This window comes from Bradyrhizobium diazoefficiens (assembly GCF_016612535.1).
In the GTDB taxonomy this organism is placed as follows: domain Bacteria; phylum Pseudomonadota; class Alphaproteobacteria; order Rhizobiales; family Xanthobacteraceae; genus Bradyrhizobium; species Bradyrhizobium diazoefficiens_C.
Window position 1 is genome coordinate 3,086,583 of record NZ_JAENXS010000001.1, and the last position, 17,585, is coordinate 3,104,167.

The following is a 17,585-nucleotide window of genomic DNA, read 5'->3' on the forward strand; positions in this document are numbered from 1 at the left end:
TCTGGAAACCCCGTCCATCTGCACCGGATTCGGTCCTAAGAAGATGCATCTCTGCCACTTTGCGTTTGGAGGCGAAAATTCTATAGTTGCAGCGCAGAAGAGAAAAAGAAATTTTCTCTTTGCGCGGTCGAAACGACACATATATAGAAAATAATTCCAGTCAACCCCGGATGTGGGGGAAGCGAGTATCGCATGCGGTTCTTGCCGGTGTTCCTCGATCTCAAGGCCGGTCCCGTGGTCCTCATCGGCGCGGGCGAGCTTTTGCGCGCCAAATTGCGTGTGCTCGCGGCCGCCGCTGCGCGCATCCGCGTGCATGCGATCGACGGCGATCATGACCTGGGCGGGCTAAGTCCTGATGACACGGCGCGGGTTGAGTTCGCTGACGGCGATCCGCTCACGGCCGATCTCGCCGGCGTCATCGCCATCGTCTGCGCCGGCGCGGGCGATGTCGGCGTGGCGATGTCGGCGCGGGCGAAGTCGCTCGGCCTTCCCGTCAACGTCATGGACGATCTCGACCATTCCAGCTTCATCTTCCCGGCGATCGTCGACCGCGGCGATGTCGTGGTCGCGGTCGGCACCGGCGGCACCTCGCCGGTGGTGGCGCGGCGCGTGCGCGAGAAGATCGAGGCGTTGCTGCCGGCCCGTATCGGCGAGCTCGCGGAATTCATCGGCGGCTTCCGCAAATCCATCAACGAGCGCATTGCGGAGTTTCCGCTGCGCCGCCGCTTTTGGGAGCGCGTCATCGACGGCCCGATCGGCGCCTCCGTGCTCGCCGGCCGCAACAGCGAGGCGAATGCGGCGCTCAAGGCTATTTCCGATCCGTCGGCGTTCGCGCGTGCCGACAAGCCGGAAGGCTCGGTCGCGCTGGTCGGCGCCGGCCCCGGCGATCCCGATCTCCTCACCATCAAGGCGCTGCGCGCGTTGCAGGACGCCGACATCGTCTTCCATGACGAGTTGGTCTCGCCGGAAATTCTCGACCGCATCCGCCGCGACACCACGCGCGTTCCGGTCGGGCGCCGCGTCGGTAAGCCCGGTATCGGCCAGGACGCCATCAACAAGCGTATCATCGAGGCGGCGCAGGCCGGCCAGCGCGTGGTGCGACTGAAGGGCGGCGACCCCTTCGTGTTCGGCCGCGGCGGCGAAGAGGTCGAGGCCTTGCGCGCGGCTGGCGTGACCTATTCGATCATTCCCGGCGTTACCGCGGGGCTCGGCGGCGCCGCCGATTTCGAGGTGCCGCTCACCTACCGTCATGAAGCGACCCGCATCACCTTCCTCACCGCGCACAGGGCGCGCGACGCGGAAGCCGTGGATTGGTCGACGTTGACCGACACCAAGATGACCGTCGTGGTCTACATGGGCATGACCGCTGCGCCCGCTATTCGCGCTGGCCTATTCGCCGCGGGCCGCTCGCCGGAAACGCCGGTTGGCGTTTTCGCCCGCGTCACGCGGCCCGATGCGCAAGGCGCGATCGGAACGTTGCGCGACTTGCCCGAGCTCGTGCGGCAGACCAGCGGCGGTCCCGCCATTCTCATCATCGGCGACGTGGTCCGGCATGCCGGTTCGCTTCACCGCGAAACACCCAAGCAAATCATCTCTGACCTATTGGATGCAGCCGAATGACCTCCCCCCTTGAACAGAAGAAGATCAAAATCGCCGGCCCCTCGATCGTGACCGCCAACCGCACCTGGGACGGCATCGTGGTTTACCGTACCGCGGCCAAGAGCTGGTCCGCCGACTTGTTGGAAGCCGCGATCGTGCGCACCTCGGACGAAGCCAAAGCGTTGCTTGCGGAGTCCGTCGCCGATGACGTCGGTGCGATCGGTCCCTATATCGCTCCGGTGCAGGTCGGTGCGGACGGCAAGATCGAACCCGGCAATCTGCGCGAACAGATTCGTCGCACCGGTGTGACCATCGGACAGCCGGCCCAGGCTTAAGGCACTCTCTTATGTATGCTTACGATGAAATCGACCGCACGCTCGTCAATGAGCGCGTCTTGGAATTCCGCGACCAGGTGAAGCGGCGCCTCTCCGGCGAGCTCACCGAGGACGAGTTCAAGATGTTGCGCCTGCAGAACGGCGTCTATCTGCAACTGCATGCCTACATGTTCCGCGTCGCGATTCCCTACGGGACGCTGGCGTCGAACCAGTTGCGTGCGCTCGCCCATGTCGCGCGCAAATATGACCGCGGCTACGGCCACTTCACCACGCGGCAGAACATCCAGTTCAATTGGATCAAACTCGCCGAGCTGCCGGATGCGCTGGCCGATCTTGCGGAGGTCGGCATCCATGCGATGCAGACCTCCGGCAACAACATGCGCAACGTCACCTCGGACCAATGGGCCGGCGTTGCGCCGGGCGAGATCGAGGATCCCAGGATCTGGTCGGAGCTGATCCGTCAGCACACCACGCTGCATCCGGAATTCTCGTTCCTGCCGCGCAAGTTCAAGATCGCGATCACCGCGTCGGACCACGACCGCGCCGCGATCAAGGTCCACGACATCGGTCTGCGTCTGATCAAGAACGAGAAGGGCGAAACCGGTTTCGAGGTGCTGGTCGGCGGCGGTCTCGGCCGCACGCCGTTCATCGGCAAGACCATCAAGCACTTCGTGCACGGCCGCGATCTCCTCAGTTACATCGAGGCAATCCTGCGCGTCTACAACCAGTATGGACGGCGCGATAACATCTACAAGGCGCGCATCAAGATCCTGGTGCACGAGCTCGGCATCGAGAAATTCTCGCGCGAGGTCGAGGAGGAGTGGCAGCAGATCCGCAACTCCTCGCTCCAGATTGACGACGAGGTGATCGAGGACATCCGCTCGCGCTTCATCTATCCGGCCTACGAAAAGCTGCCGCACATGCCGGACGAGCTGCGGCAGGCGGCGGCCGATCCCGATTTCGAGGCGTGGCGCAAGAACTCGGTCGCCCCGCACAAGATCCCGGGCTATTCCATCGTCACCATCTCGCTGAAGCCGATCGGCGCGCCTCCGGGCGATGCCACCGCCGAGCAGATGGATGCGCTGGCCGATCTCGCCGACAAATATTCGTTCGGCGAAATCCGCGTCGGCCACGAGCAGAATTTGGCGTTGCCGCACGTCGCCAAGCGCGATTTGCCGGCGCTGTGGAAGGCACTCGACAGGCTCGGGCTTGCGACACCGAACGTCAATTTGATCACCGACATCATCGCCTGCCCGGGTCTCGATTATTGCTCGCTGGCGAATGCGCGCTCGATCCCGATCGCGCAGGAGCTGACGCGGCGGTTCGCCAACCACGAGCTCGCCAATCTGATCGGCCGTCTCCACATCAACATCTCCGGCTGCATCAATGCCTGCGGCCATCACCATGTCGGCCATATCGGCATTCTCGGTGTCGAGAAGAACGGCGAGGAGGTCTATCAGATCACCATCGGCGGCCGCGCCGACGAGGGCGCGGCTCTTGGCAATCTGATCGGCCCCGGCGTCAAGTTCGATGAGGTCGCCGACGTCGTCGAGGACATCGTGGAAGCCTATCTGGCGCTGCGCGAGCGACCGGAGGAGCTGTTCGTCGACACCGTCAAACGCCTCGGCGTCGAACCCTTCAAGGAGCGCGTCTATGCCACTCGTTAACGGCGGAAAAATCGTCAATGACGGCTTCGTCAAGCTTGCCGTCGACACGCCGCTGCCCGAGGGCGGCGATATCCTGGTGCCGGCCGAGCGCTTCCTGAGCGAAGCCGATGCGCTGCTCGAGCGCTCGGGCAAGGTCGGTGTGATCTGGCCGAACAACCGCGACATTGCCGAGCTCGTGCCGTATCTCGGCAAGCTCGCCAGCGTGGCTCTGGTGTTCCCGAGTTTCCGCGACGGACGTGCCTATAGCCAGGCACGGCTGCTGCGGGAACGTTATGGCTATCGCGGGGATTTGCGTGCCACCGGCCAGGTGCTGCGCGACCAATTCGTGTTCATGCTGCGCGCCGGCTTCGATTCCTTCGAGGTCAAGAAGCCGGCCGACGCCGAAGCCTTCATGCAGACCGCCAAGCGCTATTCGGTGTTCTATCAGCCGACCGGCGACGGCCGCATCACGGCGCTGCACCGGCGCATGCAGCTGCGTCACTCCGAAGGTGTCGGCACGTGAACGCCATCGCGCCTCAGGTCTCGCCCGTGTCCTCGCTGCCGTCGGCGGTAGAGCTCGATCGCGCCTTGCGCGATGCGTCACCTGCCGAGGTCATCGCGGCGGCCCTGAAGGCGGTTGGTCGCGAAAAGCTTGCGCTGGTGTCGTCGTTCGGAACGGAATCGGCGACCCTGCTCAAGGTGATGGCGGACGTCGATCCGGCAATCCCCGTGATCTTCCTCGACACCGGCTGGCTGTTCGAGGAGACGCTGGCCTATCGCGACACGCTGATCGCGACGCTGGGCTTGAAGGACGTCCGCTCGATCAAGCCGGCCGAGGAGACGTTGTCGCGCGAAGATCCCGAGCGCGACCTCTGGTTCTCCGATCCCGACGCCTGCTGCCGTATCCGCAAAGTCGAGCCGCTGGCGCGTGCGCTGAAGCCGTTCTCCGCCTGGCTCAATGGCCGCAAGCGCTTCCAGGGCAATGCGCGGGCCGACATTCCCGTGGTCGAGGACGACGGTGCGCGGTTGAAGTTCAATCCGTTCGCCAATGTCTCGCGCGAGGAACTCGAAGCGATTTTTGTCCGCGCCGGATTGCCGCGGCATCCGTTGGCGGCCTCAGGCTTCCTGTCGGTCGGATGCATGCCTTGCACGAGCAGAACGGCCGAAGGCGAGGATGAGCGCGCGGGGCGCTGGCGCGGCAAAGCCAAGACCGAATGCGGCATTCACACTATGAAGATGTCGTAACCGCATCGCGGCCATTATTTTGCGGCCTGACGCGCCATCGTTTCCGGTCGGTCCCGCCAGGACGGCGCCGCCGAAGGTTCAATTTTTCCTCAAAATTCACCTTTCAGCCACGGTTGGTATGCAACAACGGCCCTTCCTTGGGGGCCCGATTCATGCGCGCTGCGGCCGCAATTCTCATCACTTTGCTTCTGGTCGGCTGCGCCGGCAATGAAGCGCCGGTCCAGCAGCCGTCGATGTATGCCGACATGTCGGTCCCGGGCACCAAGCTCGATGCGCCAGCGGCCGCGATCATGATCTCGCAGTACCGCCAGAACAACGGCCTCGGCACCGTGGTCATCGATCCCGATCTGATGCGGCTCGCCGAATCCCAGTCCAACGCCATGGCCGCGGCCAACAAGATGGACCATGACGTCCGCGCGCCCCTGGCCAAGCGCCTCGCCGGCGGCGGCTATCCCGCGACCGTGGCGGTCGAGAACATCTCGGCCGGCTATCATACGCTGGCGGAAGCGTTTTCCGGTTGGCGCGACTCGCCTCCCCACCGCGCCAACATGCTCAAAAGCGGTGTCACAAAATTGGGCATAGCGGCGAGCTATGCTCCCGGCACCAAGTACAAGGTGTTCTGGACCATGATCCTGGCGTCGACCGACCCCCGATAAGCCAGACTTGATCCCGGGATGCATTGACGCCGCGGCAGACTGTCGCCACGGTCGCTGGCCATCTGCTATTGTTCCCGAATGACAGATCATAGCCCGGAAGTCGCAACAGTCCCCGCGAAGGCGCAGCGTGTCCTGGTTCTCCAGGGCGGCGGTGCGCTCGGCTCCTATCAGGCCGGCGCCTACCAATCGCTGTGCCATTTCGATTTCGAGCCCGAATGGGTTGCCGGCATCTCGATTGGTGCCGTCAATGCCGCCATCATCGCCGGCAATGAGGGCCCGACCCGAGTCAAGCGGCTCAAGGAATTCTGGGAGATGGTCTCCAAGCCGGTGCCGTGGAAGCCGATCGGCAAGAGCGACCATAGCCGCGAGCTCTTCAATTCCACCAGCGCCGCACTGATCGCGACATTTGGCGTGCCCGGCTTCTTCACCCCGCGCATCCCGCCTGCGCCGCTCTGGCCGCCGGGCAGCCCGCAGGCCGAGAGCTATTACGACACCGCGCCGCTGAAGAAGACGCTGGAGCGTTTGGTCGATTTCGACCGCATCAACGATCTGAAGACCCGCCTGTCGGTCGGCGCTGTCGGTGTCACTTCGGGCAACTTCAAATATTTCGACAATTACGAGTTCAAGAAGCTCGGCAAGACCATCGGCCCCGAGCACATCATGGCCTCCGGCGCGCTGCCGCCGGGCTTTCCCTCGGTCGTGATCGACGGGGAGCATTATTGGGATGGCGGCATCGCCTCCAACACGCCGCTCGACTTCGTGCTAGACGCGGAGCTCGATCGCGACCTCCTGATCTTCCAGGTCGACCTGTTCAGCGCCCGCGGCGATCTGCCGACTTCGCTGCTAGAGGCCACCGAGCGCGAGAAGGACATCCGCTTCTCCAGCCGCACGCGGATGAACACCGACAAGAACAAGCAGGTGCATAACGCCCGCCGGGCCGTGCGCGACCTGATCGGCAAATTGCCGGACTATCTGAAGAACCACCCATCCGTCGAGTTTCTCGCGAAGGTCTCGCGTGAAAGCACCGTTACGGTGGTGCACCTGATCTATCGCAGCAAGAACTACGAATCCTCGTCCAAGGACTACGACTTCTCGCATGTCGCCATGGTCGAGCATTGGGAAAGCGGCGTGCGCGACGTGCATCTGTCGATGCGCCACAAGGACTGGCTCGAGCGGCCGCAATCCGGCGAGACCATGGTGACCTACGATCTCACGGGGGACGTCACCGTGCCCCCGCCAAAAAGGAGCGAATAACATGGGTACTCTGTCAGGCAAGAACGCCGTCGTGACCGGATCGACCAGCGGCATCGGGCTCGCCTATGCGCGCGCTTTCGCCGCCGCCGGCGCCAACGTCGTCATCAACGGCTTCGGCTCGCCGGAAGACATCGAGAAGGAGCGCGCGAAGATCGAGGCCGATTTCGGCGTCAAGGCGGTCTACTCGCCCGCCGACATGACCAAGCCGGCCGAGATCGCCGGGATGATCGCGCTGGGCGAGACGTCGTTCGGTTCGGTCGATATTCTCGTCAACAATGCCGGCATCCAGTTCGTATCGCCGATCGAGGAATTCCCGCCGGAAAAGTGGGACCAGATCATCGCGATCAACCTGTCCTCGGCCTTCCATGCCATCCGCGCCGCGGTGCCCGGCATGAAGAAGAAGGGCTGGGGCCGCATCATCAACACCGCGTCGGCGCACTCGCTGGTCGCTTCGCCCTTCAAGTCGGCCTATGTGTCGGCCAAGCACGGCATCGCCGGTCTGACCAAGACCGTGGCGCTCGAAGTCGCGACCAACAAGATCACCTGCAACTGCATCAGCCCCGGCTATGTCTGGACGCCGCTGGTGGAGAAGCAGATCCCCGACACGATGAAGGCCCGCAATCTTACGCGCGAGCAGGTCATCAACGACGTGCTGCTCGATGCGCAGCCGACCAAGGAGTTCGTGACATCCGAGCAGGTCGCAGCGTTGGCGCTGTTCCTGTGCAGCGACGATGCCGCGCAGATCACCGGCACCAACCTCTCGATCGATGGCGGCTGGACCGCGGAGTAGAGTTTTCGCAACGAGTGACGCAAACGGCGGGAGCGGCAAGCTTCCGCCGTTTTGCGTTCGCCGTTTTGCCTTCAACGGCTCCAGGCCAATGCCGTCACGATCACGGATTGCAGGTTCAGCTCCGTGAACATGATCTTGCCGGCGACCACGATGAGGACGCAGGCGAGTGCGGCGCGCAGCACCGTCTCCGGGACGCGGGTCGCGCTGTAGCTGCCGAGGATGATGCCGGGCAGGGAGCCCAGCAGCAGTACCCCCATCAGATGCCAGTCGACCGAGCCGAGCAGCCAGTGTCCGGTCCCGGCCACCAGCGTCAGCGGCACGGCGTGCGCGATGTCGGAGCCGACAATGGTTGCCATCGGCAGGCGCGGGTAAAGCAGCAGCAGCACGGTCACGCCGACCGCACCGGCGCCGACCGACGAAATCGAGACCAGCACGCCGAGCACGGCTCCCGTGATCACGGTCGCAATTGCCGTGGTGCGCTCGTCGACCTGCTCTATGCGCCGGCGATAGCGCTCCATGATCGACTTGCGGAAGATCAGCGAGATCGCGGTCAGCATCAGCGCAAAGCACAGCACCAGATTGACCAGATTGCGCTCGGAATCGCTCCTGAGATCGAGCTTCCACAGCACCAGCAGCGTCAGCACGCTCGCCGGGATGCTGCCGCAGGCAAGTCGCAGCACCGCCGGCCAGTGCACGCTGCGCGACCAGCCATGCACGACGCTGCCGCCGGTCTTGGTAGCGGCGGCATAGAGCAGGTCGGTGCCGACGGCGGTGGTCGGGTGGATGCCGAACAGCAGGATCAGGAGCGGCGTCATCAACGAGCCACCTCCCACGCCGGTCAACCCGACAAGCAGGCCGACGCCAAATCCCGAAGCGACGTAGAGCGGATCGATCATGGTCAGGGAATCTAGGTTCATCTCGTCAGTTGGGCAATACGAGTAGAATAAACTTTCCCTGAGAGGCAACTACCTCGGGCGAATAAGAAAAATCGTGCGCATATGGGTGAGCAGGCAGTTGTTTTGCTCCATTCGCCGATGATCTGCGAAACGGGTGTTTCGTGGGTGGGCAGCGGAAAGCGCAGATAATCACGGAGCAATGCCTTGTTGTGACGGCTCGTTCAGCCCTGAGAGCGGTCGCCGTGACGTATGTCGGATATGAACGATATGGATCACGTCGCCACGAACACGGTAAAATATCCGGAATGGATAGCGAACGACTGTTGCAACACGAATCTGGGAACGGTTCGTGACGCTTGGTGCCGAGGAGGGAGCGCTCCGGACGCGCTCGATGACGTCAAGAAATCTGCGTCCGACCGCTTCGGCGATTACAGGGCTGGCGTTTGCCGCATAGTACGTCGAGATCGTCGCGAGGTCAGCAAGCGCCTCTCGCGTCCAGACGACCTTCATCCGCGCCCAAATTTCGCGAAGGCCTCCGCGACCTCGGCATCCGTAGCGACCTCGCCACGATCTATCGAGGCCAAGGCCGCGTCGATGCTCCGTAGTTCCTCTTGCGTTGCTAAATATTCGCCGCCGAGCAACTCGCTCTCGATTTCGTTAGCAAGCGCAACCAGCTCGTTCTGAGCCTCTTCAGGCCAAGTCTGGGCGCGTTCCAGAAGATTTCGCAGATCGCTTGCAGCCATGGATGTGACCATAGCAGCTGTTGGATGGCTTTCCAATTGCCTTAGGCCGATGGCAAGCGTCCAAACGCCAGCACGTGCAGCCCGAGGCGCTGCCGCACGATCCAGAACAGCAGCACCGTCTCGAAGGTGAGCGAAATCGAGGTCGCGGCCGCGGCGCCGTGGCCGCCGAAGCGCGGCACCAGTGCGATGCAGAGCACGAGGTTCATCACGAAGGCGAGCGCGTAGGCCAGCGCGCAGATCTTCTGCTGGCCGAGCATGTTGAGCAGCCGCTCCACCGGCCCGATCGCGGCACGCACCACCAAGCCGATCGCGGCGATGAGCATGATGTCGTAGCCGACCACGAATTGCGGCCCGAACAGCCAGAGCAGCGGCTTGCCGAGCGCGAGCAGCACGGCGGTCGCCGCCAGCGACGGCCAGAACGTCCAGTTGATGGCGTGGGCGACATAGGCCGACAGTCGCGCCTTGTCGCCGAGCGCGTTGTATTCGGCGAAGCGATGCGCGGTCGTTGCTGACATCGCGTAATGGATGAAGGACACCAGCGCCAGCGTCTTCACGACAGCGAAATAGACGCCGACCTCGTCGGACGGGCGGAATTGCTGCAGCACCAGCACATCGGTGTAGGACAACAGCAGATAGAAGCTCTCGACCAGCAGGATCGGCAGCGAGACGGCGAGCCAGCCACTGATGTCGTAGGACTTGGGACCGGGGCCGATGTGATCGGCGAGCTTGCGGTTCAGCACCACCATCTGCCCGGTCATTGCGATCCACACGGCGCCTGCGCTCGCCACCATCGCCGCGATTGCGCCGAGATGATAGCCGAGCAGGAAGGCGCACGCCGTGATGCCGATGATCAGCGCCTGGCGGATGATGAATTGCGGCATCAGGCCGAGCTGCATCCAGTCATGCGAGCGCGCGATGCCATCCTGGGTGTTGGCGACGACGAAGGCGGGCAGCGTCATGCAGCCGATATAGAGCGGCAGCGCCTCGGCGGCATCGATCCAGGGCGACAACAGCATGACGATACCGGCGAGCGCGAGCGACACCAGCGTCGAGACGGCAAAGGTCAGCCAGCGGCTGCCGGAGAGGAAGCCGCGCAACAGCGCATGGTCGCCGCTCGCGCGATACTCCGGAATGATTTTTTGCGCGGATGCGGAGATGCCAAAGTCCATCATGCTGCCGAGCAGCAGCACCCAGGTCCAGACATAGACATAGATGCCGTAGTCGGACGTCCCCATCCAGCGCGCGAGCAGGACCTGCGAAAAATAGGCGAGGCCCGCGCTGATGACGCGGATGATGAAGATGGTGCCGGCCAGCCGCCGCGTCAGCGACGCTTCGCTCGATCCGCCTGTCAGCCTGGCACGCAGCCGCGCGATCAGCCCGGCCGGTCCGGTCGTTGCGGGGTCTGCATCCATCACGGCCAATTCGAAGAATCTCCGAGCGTCCCGCCTGCTGCGGCAGGCTTGCTGCGATAGCCTTTGCGATCGCCTTAGGAATTAGCAACCATTCGTTAAGATTCGGTTGGGTGGGATGTGTGCTATCGCCTCAACCAACAGTGTCGTCCCGGCGAAGGCGGGGACCTATAGCCACAGGACGTGATTTGGCGAAGACTCGTCGTTCGGGATTGTCACCGCTCACGGTCGATAGATTACGCGGTATGGGTCCGGCCCCCGTGCGCAATTGCGCACTAGGCCGGGACGACACTCACTCCAAATTCGTATTGAACTCGTACGACTTCTCCGGCCCGACCAGCGTGAATTTCAACGCCGCGCCGTCGGGCTTGACGCCCGGCGGCAGTCCGTCGAGCTCGAAGGAAAATCGTTTCACCCCGGGCGGGCTGTGCTCGACCGGATCAGGAATCGGCAGCGACCAGTCCGGCGTCGGTCCCTCCACGAACAGATTGACGTTGCGGCCATCAGGTACGACGACGTCGACCACCACGTTCTTGGGCCCGTCGCGCTTGACGTCGCGGATGGTCAGTGGATTGGGATCGCCGATATTGGCGGGCTTCGGCACCGCGTCCAGCGCCGCGCGCAGATTGGCGTCTTCGGTCGAGGCGACGTTGTTGAAGCCGAGCTCGATATTGGCCTCGACGGGAATGCAGAGCTTTTCGCAGACGGCGTAATTGATCTCGGCGCGCAACGTCACCGGCTTGTCGGCAGCCTTGGCGACGATACGCAAGGGCAGCACGATCTGGTCGTGATAGCCGATCGAATGGCCGCCGGCACCGTCGTCGAACTTCAGGGGCGCCGGCCACATCACCGTCACCGCTTCGACATTATCCGATTTCGAGAAGTCGAACCGCGGCGGAACGCCGGAATCGCCCGGCATGCGCCAGTAGGTCTTCCAGCCTGGCTGGATCTGGAAAGCGATCCCGCCGAGCAGGACCGTGCCGCTGCGCGATCCCGCGAGCAACCGCACCGCGGAATGTCCGTCGCGCTGCCACAGTGAAGCGTCGTCGGCATGGGCACCCATCGCCAGCGACGACGCAAGCAAGGTAGTCGCGACGCCAATCGCCGCATGCAGGGGAACTCTTGTCAGCATGGCACGTCTTTACAGGGTCGCCCCGGGGCAAGCCATTGAATTGCTTGTGATGGATGCACTTGAATCAAGCCTCTGCAAGCCTTGATTTGACAGCCGCCCGGCCCGACATCAGGATAGGAATTGAAACCGGAGTGCTTCACCGATGGCTCCCACAGGCAAGAGGACGGGCGAAAGCACCCGCAGGGCGAGCCCCGCGCTTCCCAGTTCGGCCAGTTATCTCGACGGCCGGCTGTTGATCGCGATGCCCGTCATGGGCGACGAGCGCTTCGAGCGCTCGGTGATCTATCTCTGTGCCCATTCCGCCGAAGGCGCGATGGGCATCATCGTCAATCACCCGGCCGGTAGCATCGACTTTCCCGAGCTTTTGGAGCAGCTCGGCATCGTCAAGAAGGGCGAGCACATCAAGCTGCCCGAAAATGCCGAAAGCATGAAGGTGCTGCGTGGCGGCCCGGTCGATACCGGCCGCGGCTTCGTGCTGCATTCCAGCGATTTTTACATTGAGAACGCGACACTGCGGATCGACGACGGCGTCTGCCTCACTGCAACCGTCGACATCCTGCGCGCGATCGCCAACGGCTCCGGGCCCAAGCACGCCATCCTCGCACTCGGTTACGCCGGCTGGGCGCCGGGCCAGCTCGAGACCGAGATCCAGAGCAATGGCTGGCTGCATTGCGACGCGGATGCGGATTTGATCTTCGGCGACGACGTCGACGAGAAATACGGCCGCGCCTTGCGCAAGATCGGCATCGACCCCGGCATGCTCTCGAACGAGGCCGGGCACGCGTAGTTCGCTCCGCTGTCGCACACCTCTGGTGTCGTTCCGGCGAAGGCCGGGACGACGATGACCTACTCCGCCGCCTGCTGTTGCACCGTCGCCTCTGTCCCCGCCACTGTGGCGCGGCGCATGTCGCGGGGCTGGGACTGGTCGTAGCGGCGGACGCGGTGCATGGTCTGGCGATTGTCCCACATCACGAGATCATGCAGCTTCCATTTGTGGACGTAGACGAATTCGTTCTGCGTCGCGTGCTCGTTGAGATCGCGCAGCAACAGCCGTCCCTCCGGCATGCTCATGCCGACGATTTTGCCGGCGTGGGATGAGAGATAGAGCGACTTGCGGCGATGCACGGGGTGCGTCCGCACCAGCCGCTGCAGCACCGGCTTGAACATTGCCTTCTCGTCGTCGGTGTATTCGGTGAAGCCGAGCGATCCTCGCGAATACATCAGCGAGTGTTCGCAGACGAGGTCGTCGATCTCGGCCTTGGTCTCGTCGTCGAGCGCGTCATAGGCCGCGCGCATGTCGGCGAACTCGGTATTGCCGCCCTTCGGATTCACCACGCGCGCCGACAACAGCGAGAATTTTGCGGGGATGGGGCGGAACGAGCTGTCGGAGTGCCACAGGCAATTGCCGAGATTGAACAGATGCGTGCGGCTGTCCTTCGCCAGCGGCTTGCCGTCCTTGCCGAGATTGGAGACGTCGTTGAGGCCAGACTGGAGCCGGTAGTCCTGCGCCTTGGTGACAGTGCCGCCACGGGCATCCTCGCGCTGGCCGAAATTCAGCGCGAAGCCCATCTGCTGCTCGTCGGTGATGTCCTGGTCGTGGAAAACCAGCACCGCATATTTGTCCATGGCCGCTTCAACCTCGCGCGCCTCGCTCTCGGTGAGCGGCTTGCGCAAATCGAGGCCCGAAACTTCGCCGACAAAATGTTTCTGAAGCTGCCGGATGGCGATCGTCATGGCATTTCTCCCGCGGACCGCGAGCGGTTGGTCCCGCTCTGTTGAAGAAAAAGCTACTCCCGCATTGGCCGTTGTCAACGCTCGGCGCGCATAGCTCCCCCGTGGCCCGGATGGAGCGCAGCGAAATCCGGGGTTCTCATCCCGCAGAAAGACCTTCCCGGATTGCGCTTCGCTCCATCCGGGCTACTCCGCCTTCGACGCCTCTCACGCGTTGCGCGCCATCAGGCCGCCATCGACCGGGATCACGGCACCGGTGAGGAAGGAGGACGCCGGCAGGCACAGGCTCAGCGTCATATGCGCGACTTCTTCCGGATCGCCGTAACGGCCGAGTGCGGTGCGGCGCTTGGCGTAAATGGTCTTGTGCTCCTCCGAGATCCGGTCAGTGATCGCGGTGCGGATCGGGCCCGGACAGATGCAGTTGACGGTGATGCCCTCACGGCCGAGTTCGACGGCGAGCGAGCGGGTGAGGCTGGCGACGCCACCCTTGGCCGCCGAATAGGCGCTGTGCAAAGCGGTGGCGCCGAGCGCCTCGGTTGAAGCAATGTTGACGATGCGCGGGCTCTTCGACTTGCGTAGATACGGCAGCGCGGCGCGAATGATGCGCGGGTGCGCCGTCAGCATCACCGCGATGCCCTTGGCCCAGGCGTCTTCATAAGCCTCATCATCGATCGCGACCCGCACGGAAATGCCGGCATTGTTGACGACGGCATCGAGCCCGCCGAAATGCGCCGCGACATCATGGACCACGCGCTTAATCTCGCTGCCGTCGGCGACATCCAGCTTCCACGCCTTTGCCGTTCCGCCGCTTGCCGCGATCTCCTTGGCGACCGCATGCGCGCCTTGCTCGTCATAGTCAGTGACGGCGACGTTGGCGCCTTCAGTCGCGAACACCCGCGCAGTCGCGCGGCCCATGCCGCTCGCCGCGCCTGTGACGAGAACGGTCAGGCCCTTTACGGAGCGGCTGAGCTGTTTGAATTCGGACAATGCTGTTTCCTCTCGGTCTCTTGCTTCTTGTTATGAGATTGACAAGGCTGGCATCGATCCGCAGACAGGTCAAACAAGCAAGACAAAAGGGGAGGCGGCGATGGCGAACGAGCTCGATTTCTCTGGCAAGCAGGTGCTGGTCGTCGGTGGTTCCAGCGGTATCGGTAACGGCATCGCGCAGGCCTTTCGCGCCAGAGGCGCGCAAGTTGCGGTTTGCGGCACGCGTGCTCGACCTACGGACTATTCTGCGGAGGAGGGGTCCGATCTCACCGGACTTGCTTACGCGCAGCTCGACGTCAGCAATACGAACGCGATCGAAGCGTTCAAGCCGTCGTTCCACCGGCTCGACATCCTGGTGCTGGCGCAGGGCGCGGTGCTCTATCGTCGCGGCGAGTTCGAGATGGCTGGCTTCCGCAAGGTCGTGGAAGTCAATCTGATGAGCCTGATGGCGTGCGCGACGCGGTTTCATTACATGTTGCGGGATTCCAGGGGCGCGCTGATCATGGTGTCCTCGACCGCGGCCTATCATTCCACCATGGGCAATCCTGCCTACAATGCGTCGAAGACCGGCGCGGTCGGATTGACGCGGACCTTGGGCGAGGCCTGGGCCGGGGACGGCATCCGCGTCAACGGCATTGCGCCCGGTCTCGTCGACACCAAGATGACGAAGGTGACGACCGACAATCCCAAGCGGCTCGAAGGTGCCTTGTCACGGATTCCACTGCGCCGATTGGGCACGCCGGCCGACATGGCCGGCGCGGCGCTGTTCCTGGCCTCGCCGCTGTCGTCCTACATCATCGGCCAGACGCTGGTCGTCGATGGCGGGCTCATTCTCTGACAGGCTCATTCTCTCAGCAGCATTGGAACTGCGCTGCTCCTGATCGGTTACTTCGGCAGACCCCCGAGGAGGAGCATCATGGACAAGGATCGGATCGTCGGATCGGCCAAGGAATTCACTGGACGGGCGGAAGGCGCCGTCGGTGATCTCGCAGGCGATGCGCAGACGCAGGCGTCGGGTAAGACGCGTGAAGCTGCGGGCTCTGTGCAGAATCTTTACGGCCAGGCCAAGGATGCCGTGCGTGACGCCACGGATACCGCCGCGAGCTACGCCAAGGACGCCTACGAGAACAGCGGCGACACACTTCGCGGTGGCACGGAGGCCATTTCGCAGAAGGTGCAGGACAATCCGCTCGGTGCGTTGCTGGTTGCCGGCGGCATCGGCTTTGCGCTCGCGCTGTTGATGTCGCGCCCCGCACGTCGCCCGCCGCCGCGCTGGCGCTATTACGGCTAGCTCCGCCTGTCATTCCGGGGCGCGACTCTTGGCGCGAGCCCGGACTCCATTTCTCGACATTGATAGATTCCGGGCTCGCGCTCCGTGCGCCCCGGAATGACACCTTAATTCAGAGCAACGACTACCGCACCACTTCCGCCGAACGCCCGACATTGCCCGGCGGCCGCGGAATCGCAGGGTTCGGATTCAGGTTGCGCGGCGGCGGCGCCAGTTGACGCGGCGCTGGCTGCGGCGAGCCGAAGCCGAAGAAATCGCGCAATGACGGCGTCGCCTGTGCCGGCTGCTGCGGCGGCGTTGGTTTCTTCGGCGCGAGCGGCTTCGGCGGCACGATAGCAGCGGCAGCACCGTGCGTGCCGGGAGCCGCAGCACCACCGTCAGGCGTCGTCGTCGCCATCGGCGTATCGCCCTTGGCCTGTTCGCGGCCGACTTCACGGCGCGGCCAGGCGTAATCGTCGGCACGGCCTGCGGGCGCCGCCAGAGGCTCGCCCTTCACCAGCGTCCTGGCGGCGAGCGCATCGACGGCGGCGGGGCGCGTGCCCGGTCCACCCAGCAATTGATCGGTCGAGATCGAAGCCGCGACCAGCGGCACGATCGGGCCGGCGAGTGGGCGCGGCGCCGGCTTGCCGGGCTCGGCGCTGGTGTCCGGCGTCCCCGGTTCGCTCGGCAGCGCGATCGGGCCGGAGCGTCCCGCCAGCAGGCGCGTGATCTCGCGCTCGACATAATGCGCGAGTTTTCGCGCGCCCGGCTTTGTGAAGTAGACGCCGTCATAGCTGCGCAGCTGGCGGATCTGGCCTTCGAAATCCGGACCCTTCTGCAGGAAGCGGCCGGCTTCGTCGACAAAGCCGTCCCAGACGTCGACATAAGTGATGCCGGCCTTGGCCGCGCCCTCGCGATAGAGCGAATCCAGGAACAGCATGTCCGCGGTGCCCTTCTGTCCGCGGATCGCCGGCAGGCCGACCCAGAGCACCGGCACGCCCCTGGATTTGAGGATGTTGGCGAGCTCCTCGATCTTCTTGCTGTAGAGCTCGACCCAGCGGTCGTCGCGGAATTCGTAGAGACCATTTGGATTACGCGCGGCCTTCTCGGGCGCAGCCGCAGGTGTATCGGCGTTGTCGGCGTCGTCCTGCGGCAAGTCGGTGTCGGCGGGTTTGTCGTCCGGCTTGGCGGCGGTATCCGGCTTGGCGTCGCCGGGCTTGGCGTCACCTTTTCCTTGCGGCCTGGCGCGCGCGCCCTTGTCGGTCTTCTTGTCTTTATCCGCCGGCTTGTCTGACTTGTCGGCGACGGGCTCGCGGATCGCGATGCGGTCGTTGAGGCCGAGCATGACGACGATGACGTCAGGCTTCTCGGTCTCCAGAATGCCCTTCGCGGCCGCCGCCCAGTCCGCGGGCTCGCCCTTCGGCTGGTACTTGATCAGGCCTGAGGTGGTCCTGTGCTTGCGGATCACGCCCATGTCGGGCTGCTCGGTGTAGGCGTCTTCCAGACCATAGGCGAGCCAGTCGGCCATGGCGTCGCCGATCACCAGCACGTTCTTGTCGGGGATGGTGTCGCGCTTGGCCGGCGAAGGCGCGCGCGAAAAATCCTGTCGCGGCGCTTGCTGCTGTTGCTGCTGGAACGGTGCGAAGAAGTCGCCGCCGAACCAGCCACCTTCGCGGCCGCCGCGTTGTGGCGGGGCTTGACGTTGCGGCGGGCCGCCGAAGCCGGGGAAGTTGAAGAACTGCGCCGAGGCGGGCCCCGCGATCGAGACCAGGATCGCAAGCGCCGTCCCCAGCGCGATCAACGGGCCGGTCTCGGTCAGCGCCTTGAACAGGGACTTATGCTTCGACATGCGATCTCGGGCGCGCGCAACGGGGTCTGGAAGTCGTCCGATATAA

General features: G+C 64.0%; 19 protein-coding genes. 11 read left to right on the forward strand and 8 right to left on the reverse strand.

Translation table 11 applies throughout. The features are described from left to right. The first annotated feature begins 192 nt into the window (after positions 1-192). From cysG to JJE66_RS14645, 8 genes are all read left to right on the forward strand, one after another. Complete coding sequence (cysG, locus tag JJE66_RS14610) at positions 193-1,620, forward strand: siroheme synthase CysG (protein WP_200514931.1); 1,428 nt, start codon at positions 193-195, stop codon at positions 1,618-1,620. Next, positions 1,617-1,934, forward strand: coding sequence for a DUF2849 domain-containing protein (locus JJE66_RS14615; protein ID WP_200514932.1), 318 nt, complete (start codon positions 1,617-1,619; stop codon positions 1,932-1,934). The genes cysG and JJE66_RS14615 overlap by 4 nt, the downstream gene beginning before the upstream one ends. An 11-nt stretch (positions 1,935-1,945) precedes the next feature. After that, entirely contained in the window at positions 1,946-3,601 is a 1,656-nt protein-coding gene (locus JJE66_RS14620) for a nitrite/sulfite reductase (protein WP_200514933.1), read from the forward strand. After that, the gene (locus JJE66_RS14625) at positions 3,588-4,103 is read left to right on the forward strand and encodes a DUF934 domain-containing protein (RefSeq protein WP_200514934.1); all 516 of its coding nucleotides are present in this window, start codon (positions 3,588-3,590) and stop codon (positions 4,101-4,103) included. Before JJE66_RS14620 ends, JJE66_RS14625 begins: the two co-directional genes overlap by 14 nt. Continuing rightward, positions 4,100-4,825 (forward strand): phosphoadenylyl-sulfate reductase, encoded by a 726-nt coding sequence (locus JJE66_RS14630; RefSeq protein WP_200514935.1) that lies wholly within the window; start codon positions 4,100-4,102, stop codon positions 4,823-4,825. Before JJE66_RS14625 ends, JJE66_RS14630 begins: the two co-directional genes overlap by 4 nt. A 152-nt stretch (positions 4,826-4,977) precedes the next feature. Next, positions 4,978-5,481 carry a CAP domain-containing protein gene (locus tag JJE66_RS14635; RefSeq protein ID WP_200514936.1) on the forward strand — a complete coding sequence of 168 codons (504 nt, stop codon included), beginning with the start codon at positions 4,978-4,980 and terminating at the stop codon, positions 5,479-5,481. A 78-nt stretch (positions 5,482-5,559) separates the two neighbouring features. Beyond that, positions 5,560-6,735: a patatin-like phospholipase family protein gene (locus tag JJE66_RS14640; RefSeq protein WP_200514937.1), complete on the forward strand. Its 1,176-nt coding sequence runs from the start codon at positions 5,560-5,562 to the stop codon at positions 6,733-6,735. Between the two features lies 1 nt (position 6,736). Beyond that, positions 6,737-7,525: a 3-hydroxybutyrate dehydrogenase gene (locus JJE66_RS14645; protein ID WP_200514938.1), complete on the forward strand. Its 789-nt coding sequence runs from the start codon at positions 6,737-6,739 to the stop codon at positions 7,523-7,525. Between the two features lie 71 nt (positions 7,526-7,596). Here the strand turns inward: JJE66_RS14645 and JJE66_RS14650 are convergent, their stop codons facing one another. The 5 genes from JJE66_RS14650 to JJE66_RS14670 form a co-directional block, all read right to left on the reverse strand. Beyond that, a complete protein-coding gene (locus JJE66_RS14650) occupies positions 7,597-8,421 on the reverse strand; it encodes a sulfite exporter TauE/SafE family protein (protein ID WP_200515367.1) in 825 nt (274 codons plus the stop codon). 189 nt (positions 8,422-8,610) lie between these two features. Then, on the reverse strand, positions 8,611-8,931 hold the full coding sequence (locus JJE66_RS14655) for a type II toxin-antitoxin system RelE/ParE family toxin (RefSeq protein WP_200514939.1): 321 nt from the start codon (positions 8,929-8,931) through the stop codon (positions 8,611-8,613). After that, complete coding sequence (locus tag JJE66_RS14660) at positions 8,928-9,164, reverse strand: hypothetical protein (RefSeq protein WP_200514940.1); 237 nt, start codon at positions 9,162-9,164, stop codon at positions 8,928-8,930. Before JJE66_RS14660 ends, JJE66_RS14655 begins: the two co-directional genes overlap by 4 nt. A gap of 41 nt (positions 9,165-9,205) precedes the next feature. After that, complete coding sequence (locus tag JJE66_RS14665; protein WP_409362809.1) at positions 9,206-10,585, reverse strand: oligosaccharide flippase family protein; 1,380 nt, start codon at positions 10,583-10,585, stop codon at positions 9,206-9,208. A 280-nt stretch (positions 10,586-10,865) separates the two neighbouring features. Next, the gene (locus JJE66_RS14670) at positions 10,866-11,705 is read right to left on the reverse strand and encodes a protein-disulfide reductase DsbD domain-containing protein (RefSeq protein WP_200514941.1); all 840 of its coding nucleotides are present in this window, start codon (positions 11,703-11,705) and stop codon (positions 10,866-10,868) included. A 142-nt stretch (positions 11,706-11,847) separates the two neighbouring features. On the opposite strand from JJE66_RS14670, the gene JJE66_RS14675 reads away from it, so the two are divergent. Continuing rightward, positions 11,848-12,492 (forward strand): YqgE/AlgH family protein, encoded by a 645-nt coding sequence (locus JJE66_RS14675; RefSeq protein ID WP_200514942.1) that lies wholly within the window; start codon positions 11,848-11,850, stop codon positions 12,490-12,492. 59 nt (positions 12,493-12,551) lie between these two features. Here JJE66_RS14675 and JJE66_RS14680 read toward each other — a convergent pair whose 3' ends face one another. Together JJE66_RS14680 and JJE66_RS14685 are read right to left on the reverse strand one after the other, a co-directional pair. Next, entirely contained in the window at positions 12,552-13,439 is an 888-nt protein-coding gene (locus JJE66_RS14680; RefSeq protein ID WP_200514943.1) for a TauD/TfdA family dioxygenase, read from the reverse strand. 204 nt (positions 13,440-13,643) lie between these two features. After that, a complete protein-coding gene (locus JJE66_RS14685) occupies positions 13,644-14,423 on the reverse strand; it encodes an SDR family NAD(P)-dependent oxidoreductase (protein ID WP_200514944.1) in 780 nt (259 codons plus the stop codon). A gap of 100 nt (positions 14,424-14,523) precedes the next feature. Between JJE66_RS14685 and JJE66_RS14690 the strand changes: the two genes are divergently transcribed. Both JJE66_RS14690 and JJE66_RS14695 read left to right on the forward strand, forming a co-directional pair. Continuing rightward, entirely contained in the window at positions 14,524-15,261 is a 738-nt protein-coding gene (locus JJE66_RS14690) for an SDR family NAD(P)-dependent oxidoreductase (RefSeq protein WP_200514945.1), read from the forward strand. Between the two features lie 78 nt (positions 15,262-15,339). Further along, positions 15,340-15,714: a CsbD family protein gene (locus JJE66_RS14695; RefSeq protein ID WP_200514946.1), complete on the forward strand. Its 375-nt coding sequence runs from the start codon at positions 15,340-15,342 to the stop codon at positions 15,712-15,714. Between the two features lie 121 nt (positions 15,715-15,835). Here the strand turns inward: JJE66_RS14695 and JJE66_RS14700 are convergent, their stop codons facing one another. Beyond that, positions 15,836-17,539, reverse strand: coding sequence for an SGNH family hydrolase (locus JJE66_RS14700; protein ID WP_200514947.1), 1,704 nt, complete (start codon positions 17,537-17,539; stop codon positions 15,836-15,838). Positions 17,540-17,585 lie beyond the last annotated feature (46 nt).

Excerpts from the sequence above, each read along its gene's own strand:
- cysG (WP_200514931.1), top strand. The coding sequence starts at position 193 with ATGCGGTTCTTGCCGGTGTTCCTCGATCTCAAGGCCGGTCCCGTGGTC.
- JJE66_RS14615 (WP_200514932.1), top strand. The coding sequence starts at position 1,617 with ATGACCTCCCCCCTTGAACAGAAGAAGATCAAAATCGCCGGCCCCTCG.
- JJE66_RS14620 (WP_200514933.1), top strand. The coding sequence starts at position 1,946 with ATGTATGCTTACGATGAAATCGACCGCACGCTCGTCAATGAGCGCGTC.
- JJE66_RS14625 (WP_200514934.1), top strand. The coding sequence starts at position 3,588 with ATGCCACTCGTTAACGGCGGAAAAATCGTCAATGACGGCTTCGTCAAG.
- JJE66_RS14635 (WP_200514936.1), top strand. The coding sequence starts at position 4,978 with ATGCGCGCTGCGGCCGCAATTCTCATCACTTTGCTTCTGGTCGGCTGC.
- JJE66_RS14640 (WP_200514937.1), top strand. The coding sequence starts at position 5,560 with ATGACAGATCATAGCCCGGAAGTCGCAACAGTCCCCGCGAAGGCGCAG.
- JJE66_RS14645 (WP_200514938.1), top strand. The coding sequence starts at position 6,737 with ATGGGTACTCTGTCAGGCAAGAACGCCGTCGTGACCGGATCGACCAGC.
- JJE66_RS14650 (WP_200515367.1), bottom strand. The coding sequence starts at position 8,421 with ATGATCGATCCGCTCTACGTCGCTTCGGGATTTGGCGTCGGCCTGCTT.
- JJE66_RS14655 (WP_200514939.1), bottom strand. The coding sequence starts at position 8,931 with ATGAAGGTCGTCTGGACGCGAGAGGCGCTTGCTGACCTCGCGACGATC.
- JJE66_RS14660 (WP_200514940.1), bottom strand. The coding sequence starts at position 9,164 with ATGGCTGCAAGCGATCTGCGAAATCTTCTGGAACGCGCCCAGACTTGG.
- JJE66_RS14670 (WP_200514941.1), bottom strand. The coding sequence starts at position 11,705 with ATGCTGACAAGAGTTCCCCTGCATGCGGCGATTGGCGTCGCGACTACC.
- JJE66_RS14675 (WP_200514942.1), top strand. The coding sequence starts at position 11,848 with ATGGCTCCCACAGGCAAGAGGACGGGCGAAAGCACCCGCAGGGCGAGC.
- JJE66_RS14680 (WP_200514943.1), bottom strand. The coding sequence starts at position 13,439 with ATGACGATCGCCATCCGGCAGCTTCAGAAACATTTTGTCGGCGAAGTT.
- JJE66_RS14690 (WP_200514945.1), top strand. The coding sequence starts at position 14,524 with ATGGCGAACGAGCTCGATTTCTCTGGCAAGCAGGTGCTGGTCGTCGGT.
- JJE66_RS14695 (WP_200514946.1), top strand. The coding sequence starts at position 15,340 with ATGGACAAGGATCGGATCGTCGGATCGGCCAAGGAATTCACTGGACGG.
- JJE66_RS14700 (WP_200514947.1), bottom strand. The coding sequence starts at position 17,539 with ATGTCGAAGCATAAGTCCCTGTTCAAGGCGCTGACCGAGACCGGCCCG.